This window comes from Chryseobacterium hagamense, assembly GCF_007991455.1.
GTDB classification, from domain to species: Bacteria; Bacteroidota; Bacteroidia; order Flavobacteriales; family Weeksellaceae; genus Chryseobacterium; species Chryseobacterium hagamense.
Genome location: NZ_BJYJ01000002.1, coordinates 39,005 through 54,299, shown reverse-complemented (window position 1 = coordinate 54,299; position 15,295 = coordinate 39,005). Strand labels below are relative to the sequence as shown.

Sequence of the window (15,295 nt, the reverse complement as noted above, 5' to 3'; positions counted from 1 at the left end):
TGTTTTCAAGTACATTTGTATAATGCAAATCTACACTTATTTTTGAATTGTGCAAAATTTATGCTATTTTTGCCTGGAATTTAAATTCCATGTTACAAAGAATACAGACTGTTTGGACTTTTTTAGCCGTTTTGGCGGCGGTGTTCCTGTTCATTACGGCACAGGATGTGGTTATTTCAGACCGTATTCCGGTGATTAATATCGGATGCATTATCCTTGTTTTGGTTGGGCTCCTGAGCGTGTTCAGCTTTAAAAACAGAAAAAGACAAATTTTGCTGAATACCGTCAGCATTATTATAAACGCTTTGTTGATTGGTGTATTGGTGTACTGGCTTCTAAACTTATCCGGAGGAATCAGTTTTCCTGAGAAGGGTATTGAGCCGGTTTTTTCATTGATCGCGGTGATCTGTTTGTTTATTGCAAACTTATACATCAAAAGAGATGAGAGGCTCGTAAAATCTGTGGACAGACTCCGATAACCTTACAACGATTTTTTTGAGTGAGAACAGCTTCTTTTTTAAGGAGCTGTTTTTTCTTTTTAACCACTATAACAAATTCGTTTGCCAGGCTCTAAACTTTGAACGTAAGGCCCGCAAAGCTTTTTTTAAACTAAAAATTTCCAAGTTCATAAAGCCGTTTGACTTCATCGCATTTTTGATTTCGCCTTTAAAAGATCACATAAGCTTATTATTTAACCATCCATTAATGATTTAAATCTAATCCGTTTTCATTTTACCGTAACGTGAGTTCGGTGTAAGTATAATATTCGAATATTAATAGAGATCAGCATTGTCATGCGGAGCATTTCGAACGAATGCCATTTACCATCCGTCTGATAAGGAGCGGCTTCAGCTGAAAACTACAATAAATTTCGGCTAAAGCCAATTTGGAATTACAATTTCATATCGGGCCAAAGTCCGACGCAATTGATGGAATCTGATAAATTGAATGTCGGTTAACCAATTTATTTTTACGTCAGAATCATGCTAATTAACTGAATTCAGCCATATTAATATCATATTCAGGAATCTACTTAATTCAAAAATAAATTAAAGTTGATTCACTCAGGATTATGAATAGAATTCCCCCTGATAGACTGACAAATGTTTTGTTTGATTATCAGGAGACCTCCGAACCTATTTTTGACAAGGGAGACTTCCTGCATCCAGCTTCCCTCTTCCATCCTGTTAACTTCGGTTCTTCTTCGAGTTCACCTTACTGTAATATGCAGCGGAAACATTAAACTCTAAACCTCAAACTTTAAATCCTCATATCTTTTTAAAAGCGGCCTGCAACATTTCCTTATAAACTACGACAGATTATGCATAATTTTATCACATGAAAAAACTGACCTATCTTACGCTCACTTTATTTTCTGTTTTCTCCTTTGCGCAGGAGGTTTCGCAGGACAGAATCAAAACCGTGCTTTCCACACTGGCTTCCGATGAGATGAAAGGCCGCGAAATCGGCACTCCGGAAAACGACAATGCAGCCAATTACATTGCCGGACTGTTTAAGGAAAACAATCTGGGCTACTGCACCGGAAATTCTTATCTGGTTCCTTTCAATTATCAAGGAAAGACTGTTTATAACGTCTGCGGCATAAAAAAAGGAAAAACGGATAAATACCTCGGGTTTTCAGGGCATTTTGACCACATCGGAACCAGTAATAACCCTAAGGATCATATTTACAACGGTGCCGATGACGATGCCAGCGGTATTACGACATTAGCAGGAATCGCCGATTATTTTAAAAACAAGCAACCTGAATTTTCCATGGTCTTTATGGCCTTTAACGGAGAAGAAAAGGGAATGCTGGGATCCAGAGCGATCTCCACCGATAAAAACCTGGATCATATCTATAATAACATGACCGCCCTGTTCAATTTTGAAATGGTGGCCACCGAATCTGCGTTCGGAAAAAATGCCCTGTTCATGACCGGCGATGAGTTTTCCGATCTTGATGAACTGTTTAATAAAAATGCAGTTAACGGGTTAAAGGTAAATCCCGATCCTTATGCCGCCCAGCAGTTATTTTACCGCTCGGACAATGTGAGTTTCGTTAAAAAGAAAATTATCGCCCATTCTTTTTCAACAGTCGATATGACAAAAGCCACGCATTACCACCATGAAAATGATGATGTAAATATCGTTGATTTTGCCAATTTGACGCAGATCATCAATAATTTCGGAAAAACGCTCGACAAGCTGTCCCCGAAGAATTTTGCCCCTAAGTATAATGATACAGTGAAGTTCTAAATATTCAAACCGCCAATCCGGCGGTTTTTTCTTTATATGAAGGATATAATTAATCCAGCCAAAAACGCTTTCAGAAGGCGGTGTAACAAATCCTGAAAATTTGAAACTTATTGAGTAAAGTAAAACGCTATTCAAAAACGTCTTATCATTTTAATTATGTAATTTTGCTATCCAATTTTTTCATTGAATGAATCAATATATTAAAATACTCAAATTCGCAAAACCTCATCAGAAATACATTTACGGAAGTCTGTTCTTCAACCTGATGTATTCCGTATTCCAGATTGCATCGCTGGGGACGATCCTGCCGGTTTTGGGAATGCTCTTCGGGACTATCGAAGCTAAAAAATATAGTTCTCCGCCTGTATACTCGGGAGAAATCCTGGATTTCTTCAGTTATGTTAAAGAATATGCCAACTATTATGTACAGAATCTTGTCACGCAGTATGGTGCCCTCACCGTATTGGCCTGGCTGTGCGTAATTACGGCTTTCATGTTTTTACTGAGGAACCTTTTCCGTTATCTCGGATCTTTTTTACTCATCAATTACCGGGTGGGAGTTACCAAAGACCTCCGGGGCGCCATGTACAGAAAGATCCTCTCCCTTCCCGTTTCTTTTTTTACGGAAAGCCGGAAGGGCGACCTGATGTCCAGAATGTCAAATGACGTCGGAGAAGTGGAAGGAAGCATATTGGGGAGTCTGGTAGAACTGATCAACGCACCTTTCATGCTGATCAGTACTTTGATTACCCTGTTTTTCCTAAGTACCGAACTGACGCTTTTCTCACTGCTGGTTTTACCGGTAATGGGTACGATGATTGCCCTGATCGGAAAAAGCCTTAAAAAAGACTCCCACGAAGCACAGAACGAAATGGGGAATATTTTTTCCATTGTCGATGAAACCTTAAAATCAACAAAGGTGATCAAGATTTTCAGTGCCGAAAAGATTATGGACAACCGCTTCATGCAGTCGATGCAGAAATGGATCAACAGCTCCATCCGGTTGGGAAGAAAAAAAGAACTGGCCTCGCCGATGAGCGAATTCCTGGGTTCGGTTACCTTCCTGATTATTGCCTGGTACGGAGGAAAGCAGATTATTGTTGAAAAAAGCATTTCTCCTGCCGATTTCCTTGTTTTCCTGGGGATATTCTTCCAGATCCTGCCGCCGGTGAAAAGCCTGTCTCAATCGATCTCCAATGTCCAGAAAGGGGAAGCTTCCCTGGAAAGGGTACTGCAGATCCTGGATGCAGATGTAAAAATTGATGAAGCAGCGAATCCTGTGAGTATTTCGACGCTTAACGGATCTATTGAATTTAATAACATCGGCTTTTATTACGATAAGGACCACACCATCCTTAAGAACTTCTCCCTGAGCATACCGAAAGGAAAAACGGTAGCCCTCGTCGGACAAAGCGGAAGCGGAAAAACTACCATTGCCAACCTTCTGGCCAGGTTCTACGATGTTTCCGAAGGGGAAATCCTTATCGACGGAACCAATATTAAAAACTTAAGGCTGAAGGAATACCGTAAACTGCTGGGAATGGTGACCCAGGAGTCTGTTCTTTTCAACGATTCGGTGTACAATAATATTTTGATGGGTAAACCCGAAGCGACGAGAGAAGAAGTAATTGCAGCGGCAAAAATCGCAAATGCCGATCATTTCATTTCCAGTCTCCCTGAAGGCTATGATTCGAATATCGGTGATGACGGAGGAAAGCTTTCGGGCGGACAGAAGCAAAGGGTTTCCATCGCCCGGGCTGTGCTGAAAAATCCACCGATTATGATCCTTGACGAAGCCACTTCCGCCCTGGATACGGAATCCGAAAGATTTGTACAGGATGCGCTGGAAAAGATGATGGAAAACAGGACATCACTGGTAATCGCCCACCGGCTTTCCACCATCCAGAAAGCAGACTGGATCGTTGTCATGGAGAAAGGAGACATCGTGGAACAGGGAACACATCATGATCTTATTGCTAAAAGAGGCGTGTACCATAAACTTGTAGATCTGCAGAATTTCGATTAATCAATTTAATCCCTATATAAATTAAAAGAGAAAGCTGTTTCAGGCTTTCTCTTTTTTATGGTCTGTTTTATAAAGGCTACTTTTTAATCACCTTATGCATGAACCGGATACCGCCTTCCAGAGTGATATCCAGCATATAGGTGCCAGCAGGATAAGCCGTAAGGTCCGCCGTAGATCCGCCGGTTTCCGAAAGCTTTCTGCCATCTGCTGAAAATACGGATATCAGTTTCACTTTCTTCTGTCCTTTTACCGTTACATAATCTGCTGTAGGGTTCGGATAGATTGAAACATCGGTTGTTGATACGTCTTTTACCGAAAGAGTCTGGTTGAGGCTTTGCATATACATCGATAAAACGATCTGTCCGTCCTGATTAAAAAACTCCGCATCCGGAACTTCATATTTCAGGATATGGTTGCCGGCAGACAGAGATGATACGGAAAAGCTCCTGATGGGCACTGAATCTCCCGGGCACCAGTTGTTCCAGGCCGTCCACCAGGCCGTTGTTTTAGGAGTAGTACCATAGATACCATTTCCCTGGGTATTGTACGTCCGGTAAGGCTCACAGGATTTCCCCCCCGGCATAAAGGTAAGGACCTGGGTATTATCCAAAGAAACAAAATTCTGCCTTCTGACATATTCTTCACCGTTCGTACCGGCACCGTGCGGCGATGTAACAATAAAAAATTTGGGATTCGCAGCGGTCTGGGTAAGGTTAAAATTCACCAATCGTACGGTTTCGCCCGGAGCATCCGTATTGTTATAATTATTGAGCGTATTGGAATCCAATAAAGGGAGGATGGTGTTATAATTATTACTGATGGTCGGATCATTGGAAGTAACAAAAGTTAAAGTCCCGGCAAACACGTCATTCCGGTTGGCACATCCGGCCACCTGGGTATTGGCGGCATAGGGTACTCCGAATACATCGAGCTCCACCCAAATATCATAAGCTGTCCTTAAAGCTGCATTACTGAACACGGCATACAGGTTATCCACATCATAAGTATAAGGAACCTGGGTAGGAGAAATGTTTTTATTCATGAAAGGGGTGATGTACCTGCCGACCTCGAATCTTTTTACCAGCGGATCACTCATGGTGTAGGAAGCCTGTCCTTTCGGCACCAGGGCGATATGTACTCCTCCGATCCGGTCGTAATTATCACACAGAGCTCCGATGGTCACGTTCATCTGGATTTTATTCTGGAAGCTGTTCAGTTCTGCATCCGTCAGTTTTCGGGTGTATCTCGAATTTGCAAGCCTGATGGTATTGGCCGGAACGGGCTGTGAAACATTAGCTGCATAACCGTCATAAAATACAATCTGGGAAAAGACGTTAATACTGGTCTGTGCTTTAAACAGGGCAGATACAATAAGTAAAGGCAATAAAACTTTCTTCATTCAATAATTTTTATTTTATTATATTCATTTAAAAACAATCAAATTTATATATTTTACACCAAATTAAACCCCACAAATTTGAAAAATACCTGCCTTATAAATGATTTATTTAAATTTAAGCTAAAATTAAAAAATACAGTTAGGGTTTAGAGCTTAAAAATGACATTTTTAATAAATTATTGTCCAGGCAATTATTTGATAATAATAAATAACGTGGATTCGAGGTACACACCGTAAATAAAAGCTGGAAGAGGGAAGCTGGATGCCGGAAGTTTCTCTGGTCAGACATAGGATTAACTTGAACTCGAAGAAGAACCTGGATTAAGCGGCCGGAAGAGGGATGCCGGAAGTTTCTCCGGTCAAAACAGGATCTGAAATCCTGATCATTAAACCAAATATTTCAGTATTTCATCAGAGGGAATTCTAATTATTCCTGAATAAATAACCTTGATCTTAATTTGCAAGGGTAGTCAAATTTTTTTAAGTCCTGAAGGACGGCCTAGTACAGGATAGGATAAAATCCTGTCAGAAGCATAAACCATGTATTATTAAAATCCCGGACGAATCAGATTTATTTTTATTTTTAAATTCAACAATCGACTGAATATGAAATTGATACGGCCGAATTCACGTTAAATAAAAAAGAGGAAACCTTCCGATCTCCTCCTTTAATCTATACGTATAAAAATTTAGTCTTCCTTCATTCTGGCGATTACATCAAGGCCACCCTTTGTAATATCCCCAATCTTACATACGATTTCCGTATCCAGAGGTAAAAACACATCCATCCTTGAACCGAATTTAATAAAACCGAACTCATGCCCTGCTTTCGCATCATCGCCTTCTTTACAGTAGAAAACAATCCTTCGGGCTACATAGCCGGCAATCTGCCGGAAAACGACTTTATGATTTGTTAAACTTTCTACGGCAACGGTTGTCCGTTCGTTCTCCGTAGATGATTTTTCGTGCCATGCCACCAGGTATTTCCCGGGATGGTATTTTTTGTAAATAACCTTTCCTGAAACCGGATATCTGCAGATATGGACATTCAGCGGTGACATAAAGATGGAAACCTGGATGGCTTTCCCTTTGATGAATTCGTCTTCTTCCACTTCCTTGATCATGACTACTTTACCGTCTACCGGCGCAATCACATTTTCTTTGTGATCCAGAATATCCCGGTTCGGTACCCGGAAGAACCAAAACACCAGACTGTAGACCACCAGTAAAGGCAGAATGATCACCAGCGACCACATTTCAAGAAAATAAATGGACAATGCGCTTATAATAATAAACAGCAAGGAGGCAACGGTGATGGTTCCCTTTGATTCTCTGTGTAATTTCATGAGATTAAATAAATTTTTCTAATATAAAGTACAAATATACGACAGGAACGCAGATTAAAAAACTATCCAGCCGATCTAATACGCCGCCATGCCCAGGAATGATGTTGCCGCTGTCTTTTACGGCGAAATTTCTTTTCAGCTGACTTTCTACCAGATCCCCTACCGGAGCGAAAGCAGCCACCAAAAAGCCGACCACCATCCAGTTTCCGCGAAGGTCATGCTGATATTTTTCAATGAAATACGAAAGCACCAAAGTAAGCACCACGCCGCCGATGTATCCTTCCCATGTTTTTTTTGGAGAAATCTTAGGGGCCATTTTATGTTTTCCAAAGAATTTTCCGGTAAGATAGGCAAAGGTATCGCTGCTCCAGATTAGTACAAACAGGAAAAGTACTTCCGGTGAAAAACTTTCATCGAATCTTGAAAATTTAGGCAAGCCCAGGGCAAAGCTAAAAGGCAGCGCAACATAAATGACAATGAAAATAAGCTTTCCGCTGTCGAAATAAAGCTCGTTCGGGTATTTAAATAAAGTGACGACGGCAATAAGAATTAAAACCATTGCCAGGATTTCGCTCAGCCGGAAATCAAAAAAGAAATCGAAATGAAAATATCTTTTGGAAAAAATATAAAAAATAAAAATCACCAACGGAACAACAACAAACCGCTCATAGCCTTTCCCGAATTTCATGATTTTAAAACATTCCCATGCACCTATCCCCATCAGGAGGGCCATCAAGCCGAAATACAGGTATTCCTGCCTTACAAGTCCCGGGGAAATACTGTTGATCAGATAAGCGCCGAGCGGAGAAGTACAGAGAATGATAACGGCGACATAAACGAGCCCTGACAGGGTTCTTTGAATGAGATTTTTATCCAAAATTTTATATTTATAAGTTGATGCTTAATCCTCAAGCAGCAATAAAAAAAGTTTTGTATTCGTATGCGAAGAAGTATCGAGCTTAGAGTGCCCTCCGCTGATGGAGGTAAGATTCTTGATGTTCCCGTTTCTTTTGATTTTTCCCATGGCATCATTAAGGTTGCTTACAATCTGCGAAACATTGGCCATAACAATAATTTTTTCAGGCATCCGTGATGAATGATAATGCAGGATATTGTTATGCGAAAGCATAATCCTCCCATCGTAGGCGATCAGGTACTCACACGTAATAAAGCTGGCATCGTTTCCCGGCTGAAGTTCCGGAGTATAAGGTGTTTTTACGACATCCAGAAAATTCTGAAGGTCTTTATCCCAGCAGAACATGTTCCGGATACCCTCTATTCTGATGATCTGGTTCAGCGTCTGCAAAGCTTCTGCCTCATCTGCACAATAATTGAAGAATCCTCCTGAATGTGTAAACAACTGGGCAAATTTATAATCGAGATCCGCATTTTTCAGTGAATCTCCTAGCTTTTCCAGGCTCTGTCTCTGCTCTTCTTCAGGCTGGCTGGTAAGTTTGCTTACAATCTTCTTGAATAAATTCAACGTAGTTTATTTTTAGTCAACTTAATACAAAAATATAAATTAATCCCATAGAATTCCAAAAACATGCCGATAAATATGAAAAAACCTGACAATTTCAGAACTGTCAGGTTTTATGATGTTTATTTTTCAGCGTTAAATCTGGGTAGGACTCTCAGGTGCCTGAATTCCGCCTTCTTCTTCTTTTTCCTTAATCAGGATCTGTTCTTGCGGCTCTGCAGTGGGAATGGTATTCGTTACCGGTTTTTCCGTCAATTCAGGATCCCAGGCTCTTTTTCCGAATACTTCTTCAAGGTCTTCACGGAAGATTACTTCTTTTTCCAGAAGCTTGGTTGCCAGCGCATCCAGTTTATCTTTATTATCCGTCAGGATCTGTACTGCACGGTCATACTGCGTTTCAATAAGCCCTCTGATTTCAACGTCGATCTTTTTAGCAGTTTCCTCAGAATACGGCTTGCCGAAATTATATTCGGACTGCCCTGAACTGTCGTAATAAGATATATTTCCGATATTCGGGCTCAGACCGTAGATGGTTACCATCGCCTGGGCTCTTTTCGTTACACTTTCAAGATCGGAAAGGGCTCCGGTAGAGATATTGTTAAATATTACCTGCTCTGCAGCCCTGCCTCCTAAGGTAGCACACATTTCGTCCAGCATCTGCTCGGTAGTCGTCAGTTGTCTTTCTTCGGGAAGATACCAGGCTGCTCCTAAAGAACGCCCTCTCGGCACGATGGTTACTTTTAAAAGCGGTGAAGCATGTTCTACCAGCCATGAGATCGTAGCATGTCCTGCTTCGTGATAGGCTACTCTTTTCTTCTCAGACGGTTTGATGGCTTTATTTTTCTTTTCAAGACCGCCGATAATCCTGTCGACAGCATCAAGGAAATCCTGCTTGCTTACCGAAGAGTGGTCGTTACGGGCAGCGATCAGTGCTGCTTCATTACAGACGTTGGCAATATCTGCCCCACTGAATCCCGGTGTCTGTTTTGCTAAAAACTCACGGTCTACGTTATCGTCCAGTTTGATTTTCTTTAAGTGAACATCAAAGATCTGTCTCCTTTCGTGAAGTTCCGGAAGATCTACATAGATGGAACGGTCAAAACGCCCGGCTCTCATCAATGCTTTATCCAGGATATCCGCTCTGTTGGTTGCTGCCATTACAATAACGTTGGTATCGGTACCGAAACCGTCCATTTCCGTCAGCAGCTGGTTCAGCGTATTTTCTCTCTCATCGTTTCCGCCGGAGAAATTATTTTTTCCTCTGGCACGACCGATAGCATCGATCTCATCGATAAAAATAATCGCGGGCGATTTGGCTTTAGCCTGGGCAAAGAGGTCTCTTACCCTCGATGCACCAACCCCGACAAACATTTCTACAAAATCCGAACCTGACAATGAGAAGAAAGGAACTTTAGCCTCCCCTGCCACTGCTTTTGCCAATAAGGTTTTACCGGTTCCCGGAGGTCCTACCAAAAGCACCCCTTTAGGAATTTTACCTCCCAGTTTTGTATATTTTTCCGAGTTCTTCAAAAAGTCCACCACTTCCTGAACCTCTTCTTTAGCGCCTTCCAGACCGGCAACATCCTTAAATGTCACCTGAATTCTCTCCTTTTCGTCAAAAAGTTTGGCCTTGGATTTTCCGATGGAGAAAATCTGTCCGCCGGGTCCGCCGCCACTTCCCATTTTTCTGAAAAGAATAAAATAGAATATCCCTAATATTGTAATCCAGATCAGTGCCTGAACCAGAATATCCATCAGCGGGCTTTTCCCTACTCCATAATCCTTCGCTGTCTTAAGAGCCGGATTCTGCGCTTTCACCTGGTCAAATTTTTGAAGGAACAGCTGAAGGTCTCCGTATTTTACCGTATAATCAGCTTTCGGAGCCATAGAAAAGGCAGAAAGCGGATCATTTTCCTTTGTATTTACCGTTGCCGTCTTTGCTGCTTTGGTAAGGAATACATCAGCTCTTTCGGTGTCTTTATAAATTATAATGTTCTGAACTTTTCCCGCCTGCATCTCCCTGAAGAAACCATCCTCATCCATAGACTTTGCACTGTTGTCCCCAAAAGAATTGGCAACAAAAAACAGCACAAGGGCTACAATAATGATCGGAAAAAACCAGTTAAATCCTTTATTATTCATTTATACTTTTTAAAATTAATATTAATTCTCAATTCTTGTGATGACGGCATCTCCCCATAGTTCTTCAATATCGTAATACTGACGTACCTCCTTCTGGAAAATGTGAACGACTACAGAAACATAATCTACCAACACCCACATCGAGTTTTCGGTACCTTCCACGTGCCATGGACGGTCTTTAAGATCGTTTCTTACTTTCTTTTCCACACTTCCTGCCAATGCCGAAACCTGCGTATTGGAGTTTCCGCTGCAAATGATGAACGTTTCTGCTACTGAGTTTTCGATGTTGGAAAGATCAAATATCATGATATCTTCGCCTTTTACATCCTGGATAGCCTCTACAATTTTATCTATTAGTGCTTGTTTTTCTGCTGTTTTATTCATTAAAAAATACTATAATCTGCAAATTTATTGTTTTTCTTTTACTTTAGCCTTACTTTTAGCCCCTGAAAGTCTTAAAGTTTTCTTAAATGAGTCAACTATTCTATCTGAACGAATGCTCTTCTACTAATGACGAAATATCCAAGTTTTTACTTTACGAGAATTCAGATTTTGTTTCGGTATATACATTCAATCAGACCAAAGGTCGCGGACAGTACGGAAATACCTGGTCTTCAACGGCTGGAAAAAATTTAGCTTATACCCTGGCGGTTAAGGCTGAAAAATTTACGGTCTCCGATGTCATGTTCAATTATTATACCGCAATTGTCATCAGCGATTTTCTTGCCAATGTGGCCGGAAGTCCGGTAAGGATCAAATGGCCCAACGATATCATCCTGAAAAATAAAAAAACGGTCGGCATTCTTATTGAGAAGAAAAAAATAAGTCATCGGAATTATTATATACTTGGTGCCGGCTTTAATATTCTCCAGGAAAAATTCAATGAGATTTCCAATGCCGGATCTCTTTTAACGCTCACGGGGAAACATTTCGACCTGCGTGAATTTACTTTACACTTGGATAAATTCTTATCTGAAAGGTTAAAAGATTTACCCTCCGAGCAGGAAATACTGGATCTTTTCAACCAAAACCTTTTCCGGAAAGATGAAATTTCCGTTTTTGAAAAAGACGGAAGGCGACAAAATGGCATCATCCGTAAAGCTGATGAAAAAGGTGAATTGTGGATCGAACTGGAAGATGACGGCCTGCAGTCTTTCTATCATAAAGAGATCAGACTCCTTTACTGATTAGCCCTTTTGATGTATAGGTAAGCAGCCAGAGGGAAGAAAACGATATTCGGGAACCACATAGCCAGCGCCGGAGACATGCTTTTGTTCTCGGACACCACTTTCAGAGCTTCGAAAGAAAATACAAAAACAAAGGCCAGGGAAATCCCCAACGCCAGGTTTACCCCAAGCCCGCCTCTTTTTTTCTGTGAAGAGAGGGAAAGTGCCAGAAAGGTAAGAATGACAATGGAAACGGGCATAGAAGTCCTCTGATGAAGTTCATTGAGATGCGCATTCAGGTTACTGTTTCCTTTTTCGGTTTCCCTGCGGATGAATTTTAGAAGCTCGGGGGTCGTTTTATTCTGTCCCAGCAATTCATTCGGAAAAAGCTCTTCCGGATCATGCCCGTAATTTTTCTTCAGGTCGAATCCGCTGGCCAGCTTTTCCGTATCGTCTTTATTGATGGTTTTCTCCGTATAGGAATTCAGGACAAAGTTTTTTTTATCCTTATCCCAGGAAACATCGGAAGCTTTCAACTCGTAAATCATCCTCCTGCTTTTATCAAATTTCTGATACAGGAACCCGGATCCCCTTTTTTCCCTTTTGTTCCAGGTATTGATGAAGATATACTCGGTTTTGCTCAGCTGTGCGGAAACCGGAGCGGTCCCCAGCACCTTCTCCTTATTGGTGGCATTGTAGGTATAGGCTTCCAGCTGGTTTTTCTGGATATTCGCCCAGGGCAGCAGGAAATGGTTGATTCCTAACGATAAAATGGCAATAAATAGCGAAGTCAGCAGATACGGCCTGGCAAAACGGTGGAAGCTTGCCCCGCTGCTGATCACGGCAACAATCTCGGTGTTATTTGCCATCCTGGAGGTAAAATAGATCACCGAAATAAATACCAGGATCGAAAGGAAGGTCATGATCAGGTTGATGATCCAGAATGGATAGAAATGGATCAGGAAGTAGGTAACATTCAGCTTCGGATCGATGGCCGTAGCATTTTCAATCCTTGGGATTTTCTGCTGTACATCGATCACCAACACCACAATAGACAGCAGGATCAGCATGAAACTGAATGTCCCAAGGTATTTCCGTACAATATATCGGTCTATGATCTTCAGCATGTTACTGCAATTTTATTTGATTATTCCTGTCAGGATTTTCTTATTAATTGATTTTACAGCCTTTGGCGCAGCACCGGCACTACAGAATCTTTCCACTGATAGAAATCCCCTGCTAAAATATGCGCTCTCGCCGTCTTTACCAAATCCAGGTAAAAAGCCAGGTTATGGATCGAAGCGATCTGCTTCGCCAGGTATTCCTTGGACACGAACAGATGCCTCAGATACGCTTTTGAATATTCACGGTCTACGAAACTCGTTCCGAATTCGTCCAGCGGAGAAAAATCCTGCTTCCACTTTTCGTTTTTCATATTCATGACGCCTTTCCAGGTGAAGAGCATGGCATTCCGGGCATTACGCGTAGGCATCACGCAATCCATCATATCGATTCCCAGTCCGATTGACTCAAGGATATTCCATGGCGTTCCTACGCCCATCAGGTATCTCGGCTTGTCTTTTGGTAAAATATCGGTCACCTCATCGGTAATCCGGTACATTTCCTCTTCGGGCTCTCCGACGGAAAGTCCGCCGATTGCATTTCCTTCGGCACCGGCTTCGGCAATTACTTCTGCGGAGATTTTTCTTAAATCCGAAAAAGTAGATCCCTGGACGATCGGGAAAAGCCTCTGCTTATGCCCATACAATTCAGGATTGTTTTCCGTCCATTCGATGCATCTTTTCAGCCAGCGGTGTGTAAGCTCCATAGAAGATTTGGCCTGGTTGTACTCACAAGGATACGCCACACACTCGTCGAAAGCCATAAAAATATCGGCTCCGATCTGTCTCTGGATCTCCATCGATTTTTCCGGGGAAAACATATGGTAGCTTCCGTCGATATGGGATTTGAACCTGGCACCTTCCTCAGACATCTTTCTGCTGCTGGCCAGGGAAAACACCTGGAAGCCTCCCGAATCCGTAAGGATGGGAAGGTCCCATTTCATAAACTGATGCAGCCCTCCTGCTGCCTGCATGGTTTCCATTCCCGGACGGAGGTATAAATGATAGGTATTGCCCAGAATGATCTGAGCCTGTATGTCTTCTTTTAATTCTCTCTGATGAACGGTTTTTACACTGGCTACCGTTCCTACCGGCATGAAGATCGGTGTCTGGATCTTACCGTGATCCGTTGTAAGCTCTCCCGCTCTTGCTTTCCCTTCAGAGGTTTTTTCTATATTAAAAAACTTTTGCATCATTACTTTCCTTATCTCGATAAAACGGGCGGCGGCTGAAGCTCCCCCGGTTTATTTTTTTTATCCTTTACATACTGATCCGCCTTGGGATCCTTTTCCAATACTGCTTTCTGGGCATCCTCCGCAATTCCCTGCATCTGTTCTTTGACGACGTAATATTTGAAGCTGGCGATAAAATCTTCGGATTTGATGTTGTGCTGCTTTAAAACATACCGTGTTCCGGCTTCCAGGTTGGAATTCGGATAAATAAAGGTTGCCTGGTCGTTGATGGCCAGATCTGCCAGTACATCTGCCATCTGATCTTTGGAGAGCAGGTTTTTGGGCTTATCGATGTAGTCTCCGCAGGAAAACAGGCCCGTCAGGACAAAAATGAAGAACAGTTTTTTCATAATCTGCTGATCAGGGATTTCCATTTTAAATTTAACACGCCGAAAACCGCTTCATGAATAATTCCGCCGTTCATTTTGCTTTCCCCCAGGATCCTGTTGGTAAAAATAATCGGCACTTCCACGATTCTGAACCCTTTCCTGAAGGCTCTGAATTTCATTTCTATCTGAAATCCGTATCCTTTTAAACGTACATTATCCAGGCCGATTTCTTCAAGCACTTTTCTGGAGAAGCAGACAAAACCCGCCGTCGTATCATGAATCGGAAGCCCCAGCACAAACCGTACATATTTTGAAGCAAAATAAGACAGCAGCACTCTTCCCATCGGCCAGTTCACCACATTTACCCCTTTGGAGTACCGGGAACCGACGGCCATATCCGCATTCAGGCAGGCTTCAAAAAGTTTCGGCAGATCGTCCGGGTTATGGGAAAAATCGGCATCCATTTCGAAAATGTAGTCGTACTTGTTTTCCAGTGCCCATCTGAACCCATGGATATAGGCCTTCCCAAGACCATCCTTTACTTTTCTTACGGAGAGGTGAAGATGATGCGGAAATACCTTCTGCAGGTCCTTTACCAACTCCGCCGTTCCATCAGGAGACGAGTCATCCACAACCAGAATATGAAAGTCATCTTCCAATGCAAAAACTGCGGAAATAATATCTTCAATATTTTCCTTTTCGTTGTAAGTCGGGATTATGACCAGTTTTTTCATTTCAGTTTGCAAAGATAGTTTATTTAACCTTTTTATTTTATACAAAATAATCTATAATTTT

Annotated in this window: 14 protein-coding genes; 4 read left to right on the top strand and 10 right to left on the bottom strand. The window is 41.9% G+C overall.

Annotated elements, in window-relative coordinates:
- Positions 1 to 89: 89 nt before the first annotated feature.
- The 3 genes from CHA01nite_RS03180 (at position 90) to CHA01nite_RS03170 (ending at position 4,285) form a co-directional block, all read left to right on the top strand.
- Positions 90 to 479, top strand: a complete 390-nt coding sequence (locus tag CHA01nite_RS03180) for a DUF4293 family protein (RefSeq protein WP_146939781.1) — start codon at positions 90 to 92, stop codon at positions 477 to 479.
- 859 nt (positions 480 to 1,338) lie between these two features.
- Positions 1,339 to 2,259, top strand: coding sequence for a M28 family peptidase (locus tag CHA01nite_RS03175; RefSeq protein WP_146939780.1), 921 nt, complete (start codon positions 1,339 to 1,341; stop codon positions 2,257 to 2,259).
- A 187-nt stretch (positions 2,260 to 2,446) separates the two neighbouring features.
- Entirely contained in the window at positions 2,447 to 4,285 is a 1,839-nt protein-coding gene (locus tag CHA01nite_RS03170) for an ABC transporter ATP-binding protein (protein ID WP_146939779.1), read from the top strand.
- A 76-nt stretch (positions 4,286 to 4,361) separates the two neighbouring features.
- Here the strand turns inward: CHA01nite_RS03170 and CHA01nite_RS03165 are convergent, their stop codons facing one another.
- The 6 genes from CHA01nite_RS03165 to rsfS form a co-directional block, all read right to left on the bottom strand.
- Positions 4,362 to 5,684 (bottom strand): peptide-N-glycosidase F-related protein, encoded by a 1,323-nt coding sequence (locus CHA01nite_RS03165; protein ID WP_146939778.1) that lies wholly within the window; start codon positions 5,682 to 5,684, stop codon positions 4,362 to 4,364.
- A gap of 689 nt (positions 5,685 to 6,373) precedes the next feature.
- A complete protein-coding gene (locus CHA01nite_RS03160) occupies positions 6,374 to 7,030 on the bottom strand; it encodes a phosphatidylserine decarboxylase family protein (RefSeq protein ID WP_146939777.1) in 657 nt (218 codons plus the stop codon).
- A 4-nt stretch (positions 7,031 to 7,034) separates the two neighbouring features.
- A complete protein-coding gene (locus tag CHA01nite_RS03155; RefSeq protein WP_146939776.1) occupies positions 7,035 to 7,907 on the bottom strand; it encodes a phosphatidate cytidylyltransferase in 873 nt (290 codons plus the stop codon).
- A 24-nt stretch (positions 7,908 to 7,931) separates the two neighbouring features.
- Positions 7,932 to 8,513 (bottom strand): LUD domain-containing protein, encoded by a 582-nt coding sequence (locus tag CHA01nite_RS03150; protein ID WP_146939775.1) that lies wholly within the window; start codon positions 8,511 to 8,513, stop codon positions 7,932 to 7,934.
- A 132-nt stretch (positions 8,514 to 8,645) separates the two neighbouring features.
- Complete coding sequence (ftsH, locus tag CHA01nite_RS03145) at positions 8,646 to 10,652, bottom strand: ATP-dependent zinc metalloprotease FtsH (RefSeq protein WP_146939774.1); 2,007 nt, start codon at positions 10,650 to 10,652, stop codon at positions 8,646 to 8,648.
- Between the two features lie 21 nt (positions 10,653 to 10,673).
- The gene (gene rsfS / locus CHA01nite_RS03140; protein ID WP_146939773.1) at positions 10,674 to 11,036 is read right to left on the bottom strand and encodes a ribosome silencing factor; all 363 of its coding nucleotides are present in this window, start codon (positions 11,034 to 11,036) and stop codon (positions 10,674 to 10,676) included.
- Between the two features lie 86 nt (positions 11,037 to 11,122).
- Here rsfS and CHA01nite_RS03135 point away from each other — a divergent pair, with 86 nt between their 5' ends.
- Positions 11,123 to 11,839 (top strand): biotin--[acetyl-CoA-carboxylase] ligase, encoded by a 717-nt coding sequence (locus CHA01nite_RS03135; protein WP_146939772.1) that lies wholly within the window; start codon positions 11,123 to 11,125, stop codon positions 11,837 to 11,839.
- Here CHA01nite_RS03135 and CHA01nite_RS03130 read toward each other — a convergent pair.
- Genes CHA01nite_RS03130 through CHA01nite_RS03115 form a run of 4 tightly spaced genes read right to left on the bottom strand, consistent with a single transcriptional unit; the run spans position 11,833 to position 15,234 of the window.
- Entirely contained in the window at positions 11,833 to 12,942 is a 1,110-nt protein-coding gene (locus CHA01nite_RS03130) for an LptF/LptG family permease (RefSeq protein WP_146940078.1), read from the bottom strand. The genes CHA01nite_RS03135 and CHA01nite_RS03130 overlap by 7 nt on opposite strands.
- A gap of 56 nt (positions 12,943 to 12,998) precedes the next feature.
- Positions 12,999 to 14,132, bottom strand: coding sequence for a tRNA guanosine(34) transglycosylase Tgt (gene tgt, locus CHA01nite_RS03125; RefSeq protein ID WP_146940077.1), 1,134 nt, complete (start codon positions 14,130 to 14,132; stop codon positions 12,999 to 13,001).
- 11 nt (positions 14,133 to 14,143) lie between these two features.
- Entirely contained in the window at positions 14,144 to 14,521 is a 378-nt protein-coding gene (locus CHA01nite_RS03120; RefSeq protein WP_146939771.1) for a DUF4296 domain-containing protein, read from the bottom strand.
- Positions 14,518 to 15,234: a polyprenol monophosphomannose synthase gene (locus CHA01nite_RS03115; RefSeq protein WP_146939770.1), complete on the bottom strand. Its 717-nt coding sequence runs from the start codon at positions 15,232 to 15,234 to the stop codon at positions 14,518 to 14,520. Before CHA01nite_RS03115 ends, CHA01nite_RS03120 begins: the two co-directional genes overlap by 4 nt.
- Positions 15,235 to 15,295 lie beyond the last annotated feature (61 nt).

Coding starts and splice junctions, on each gene's coding strand:
- CHA01nite_RS03180 (WP_146939781.1), top strand. CDS start 90: ATGTTACAAAGAATACAGACTGTTTGGACTTTTTTAGCCGTTTTGGCG.
- CHA01nite_RS03175 (WP_146939780.1), top strand. CDS start 1,339: ATGAAAAAACTGACCTATCTTACGCTCACTTTATTTTCTGTTTTCTCC.
- CHA01nite_RS03170 (WP_146939779.1), top strand. CDS start 2,447: ATGAATCAATATATTAAAATACTCAAATTCGCAAAACCTCATCAGAAA.
- CHA01nite_RS03165 (WP_146939778.1), bottom strand. CDS start 5,684: ATGAAGAAAGTTTTATTGCCTTTACTTATTGTATCTGCCCTGTTTAAA.
- CHA01nite_RS03160 (WP_146939777.1), bottom strand. CDS start 7,030: ATGAAATTACACAGAGAATCAAAGGGAACCATCACCGTTGCCTCCTTG.
- ftsH (WP_146939774.1), bottom strand. CDS start 10,652: ATGAATAATAAAGGATTTAACTGGTTTTTTCCGATCATTATTGTAGCC.
- rsfS (WP_146939773.1), bottom strand. CDS start 11,036: ATGAATAAAACAGCAGAAAAACAAGCACTAATAGATAAAATTGTAGAG.
- CHA01nite_RS03135 (WP_146939772.1), top strand. CDS start 11,123: ATGAGTCAACTATTCTATCTGAACGAATGCTCTTCTACTAATGACGAA.
- tgt (WP_146940077.1), bottom strand. CDS start 14,132: ATGCAAAAGTTTTTTAATATAGAAAAAACCTCTGAAGGGAAAGCAAGA.
- CHA01nite_RS03120 (WP_146939771.1), bottom strand. CDS start 14,521: ATGAAAAAACTGTTCTTCATTTTTGTCCTGACGGGCCTGTTTTCCTGC.
- CHA01nite_RS03115 (WP_146939770.1), bottom strand. CDS start 15,234: ATGAAAAAACTGGTCATAATCCCGACTTACAACGAAAAGGAAAATATT.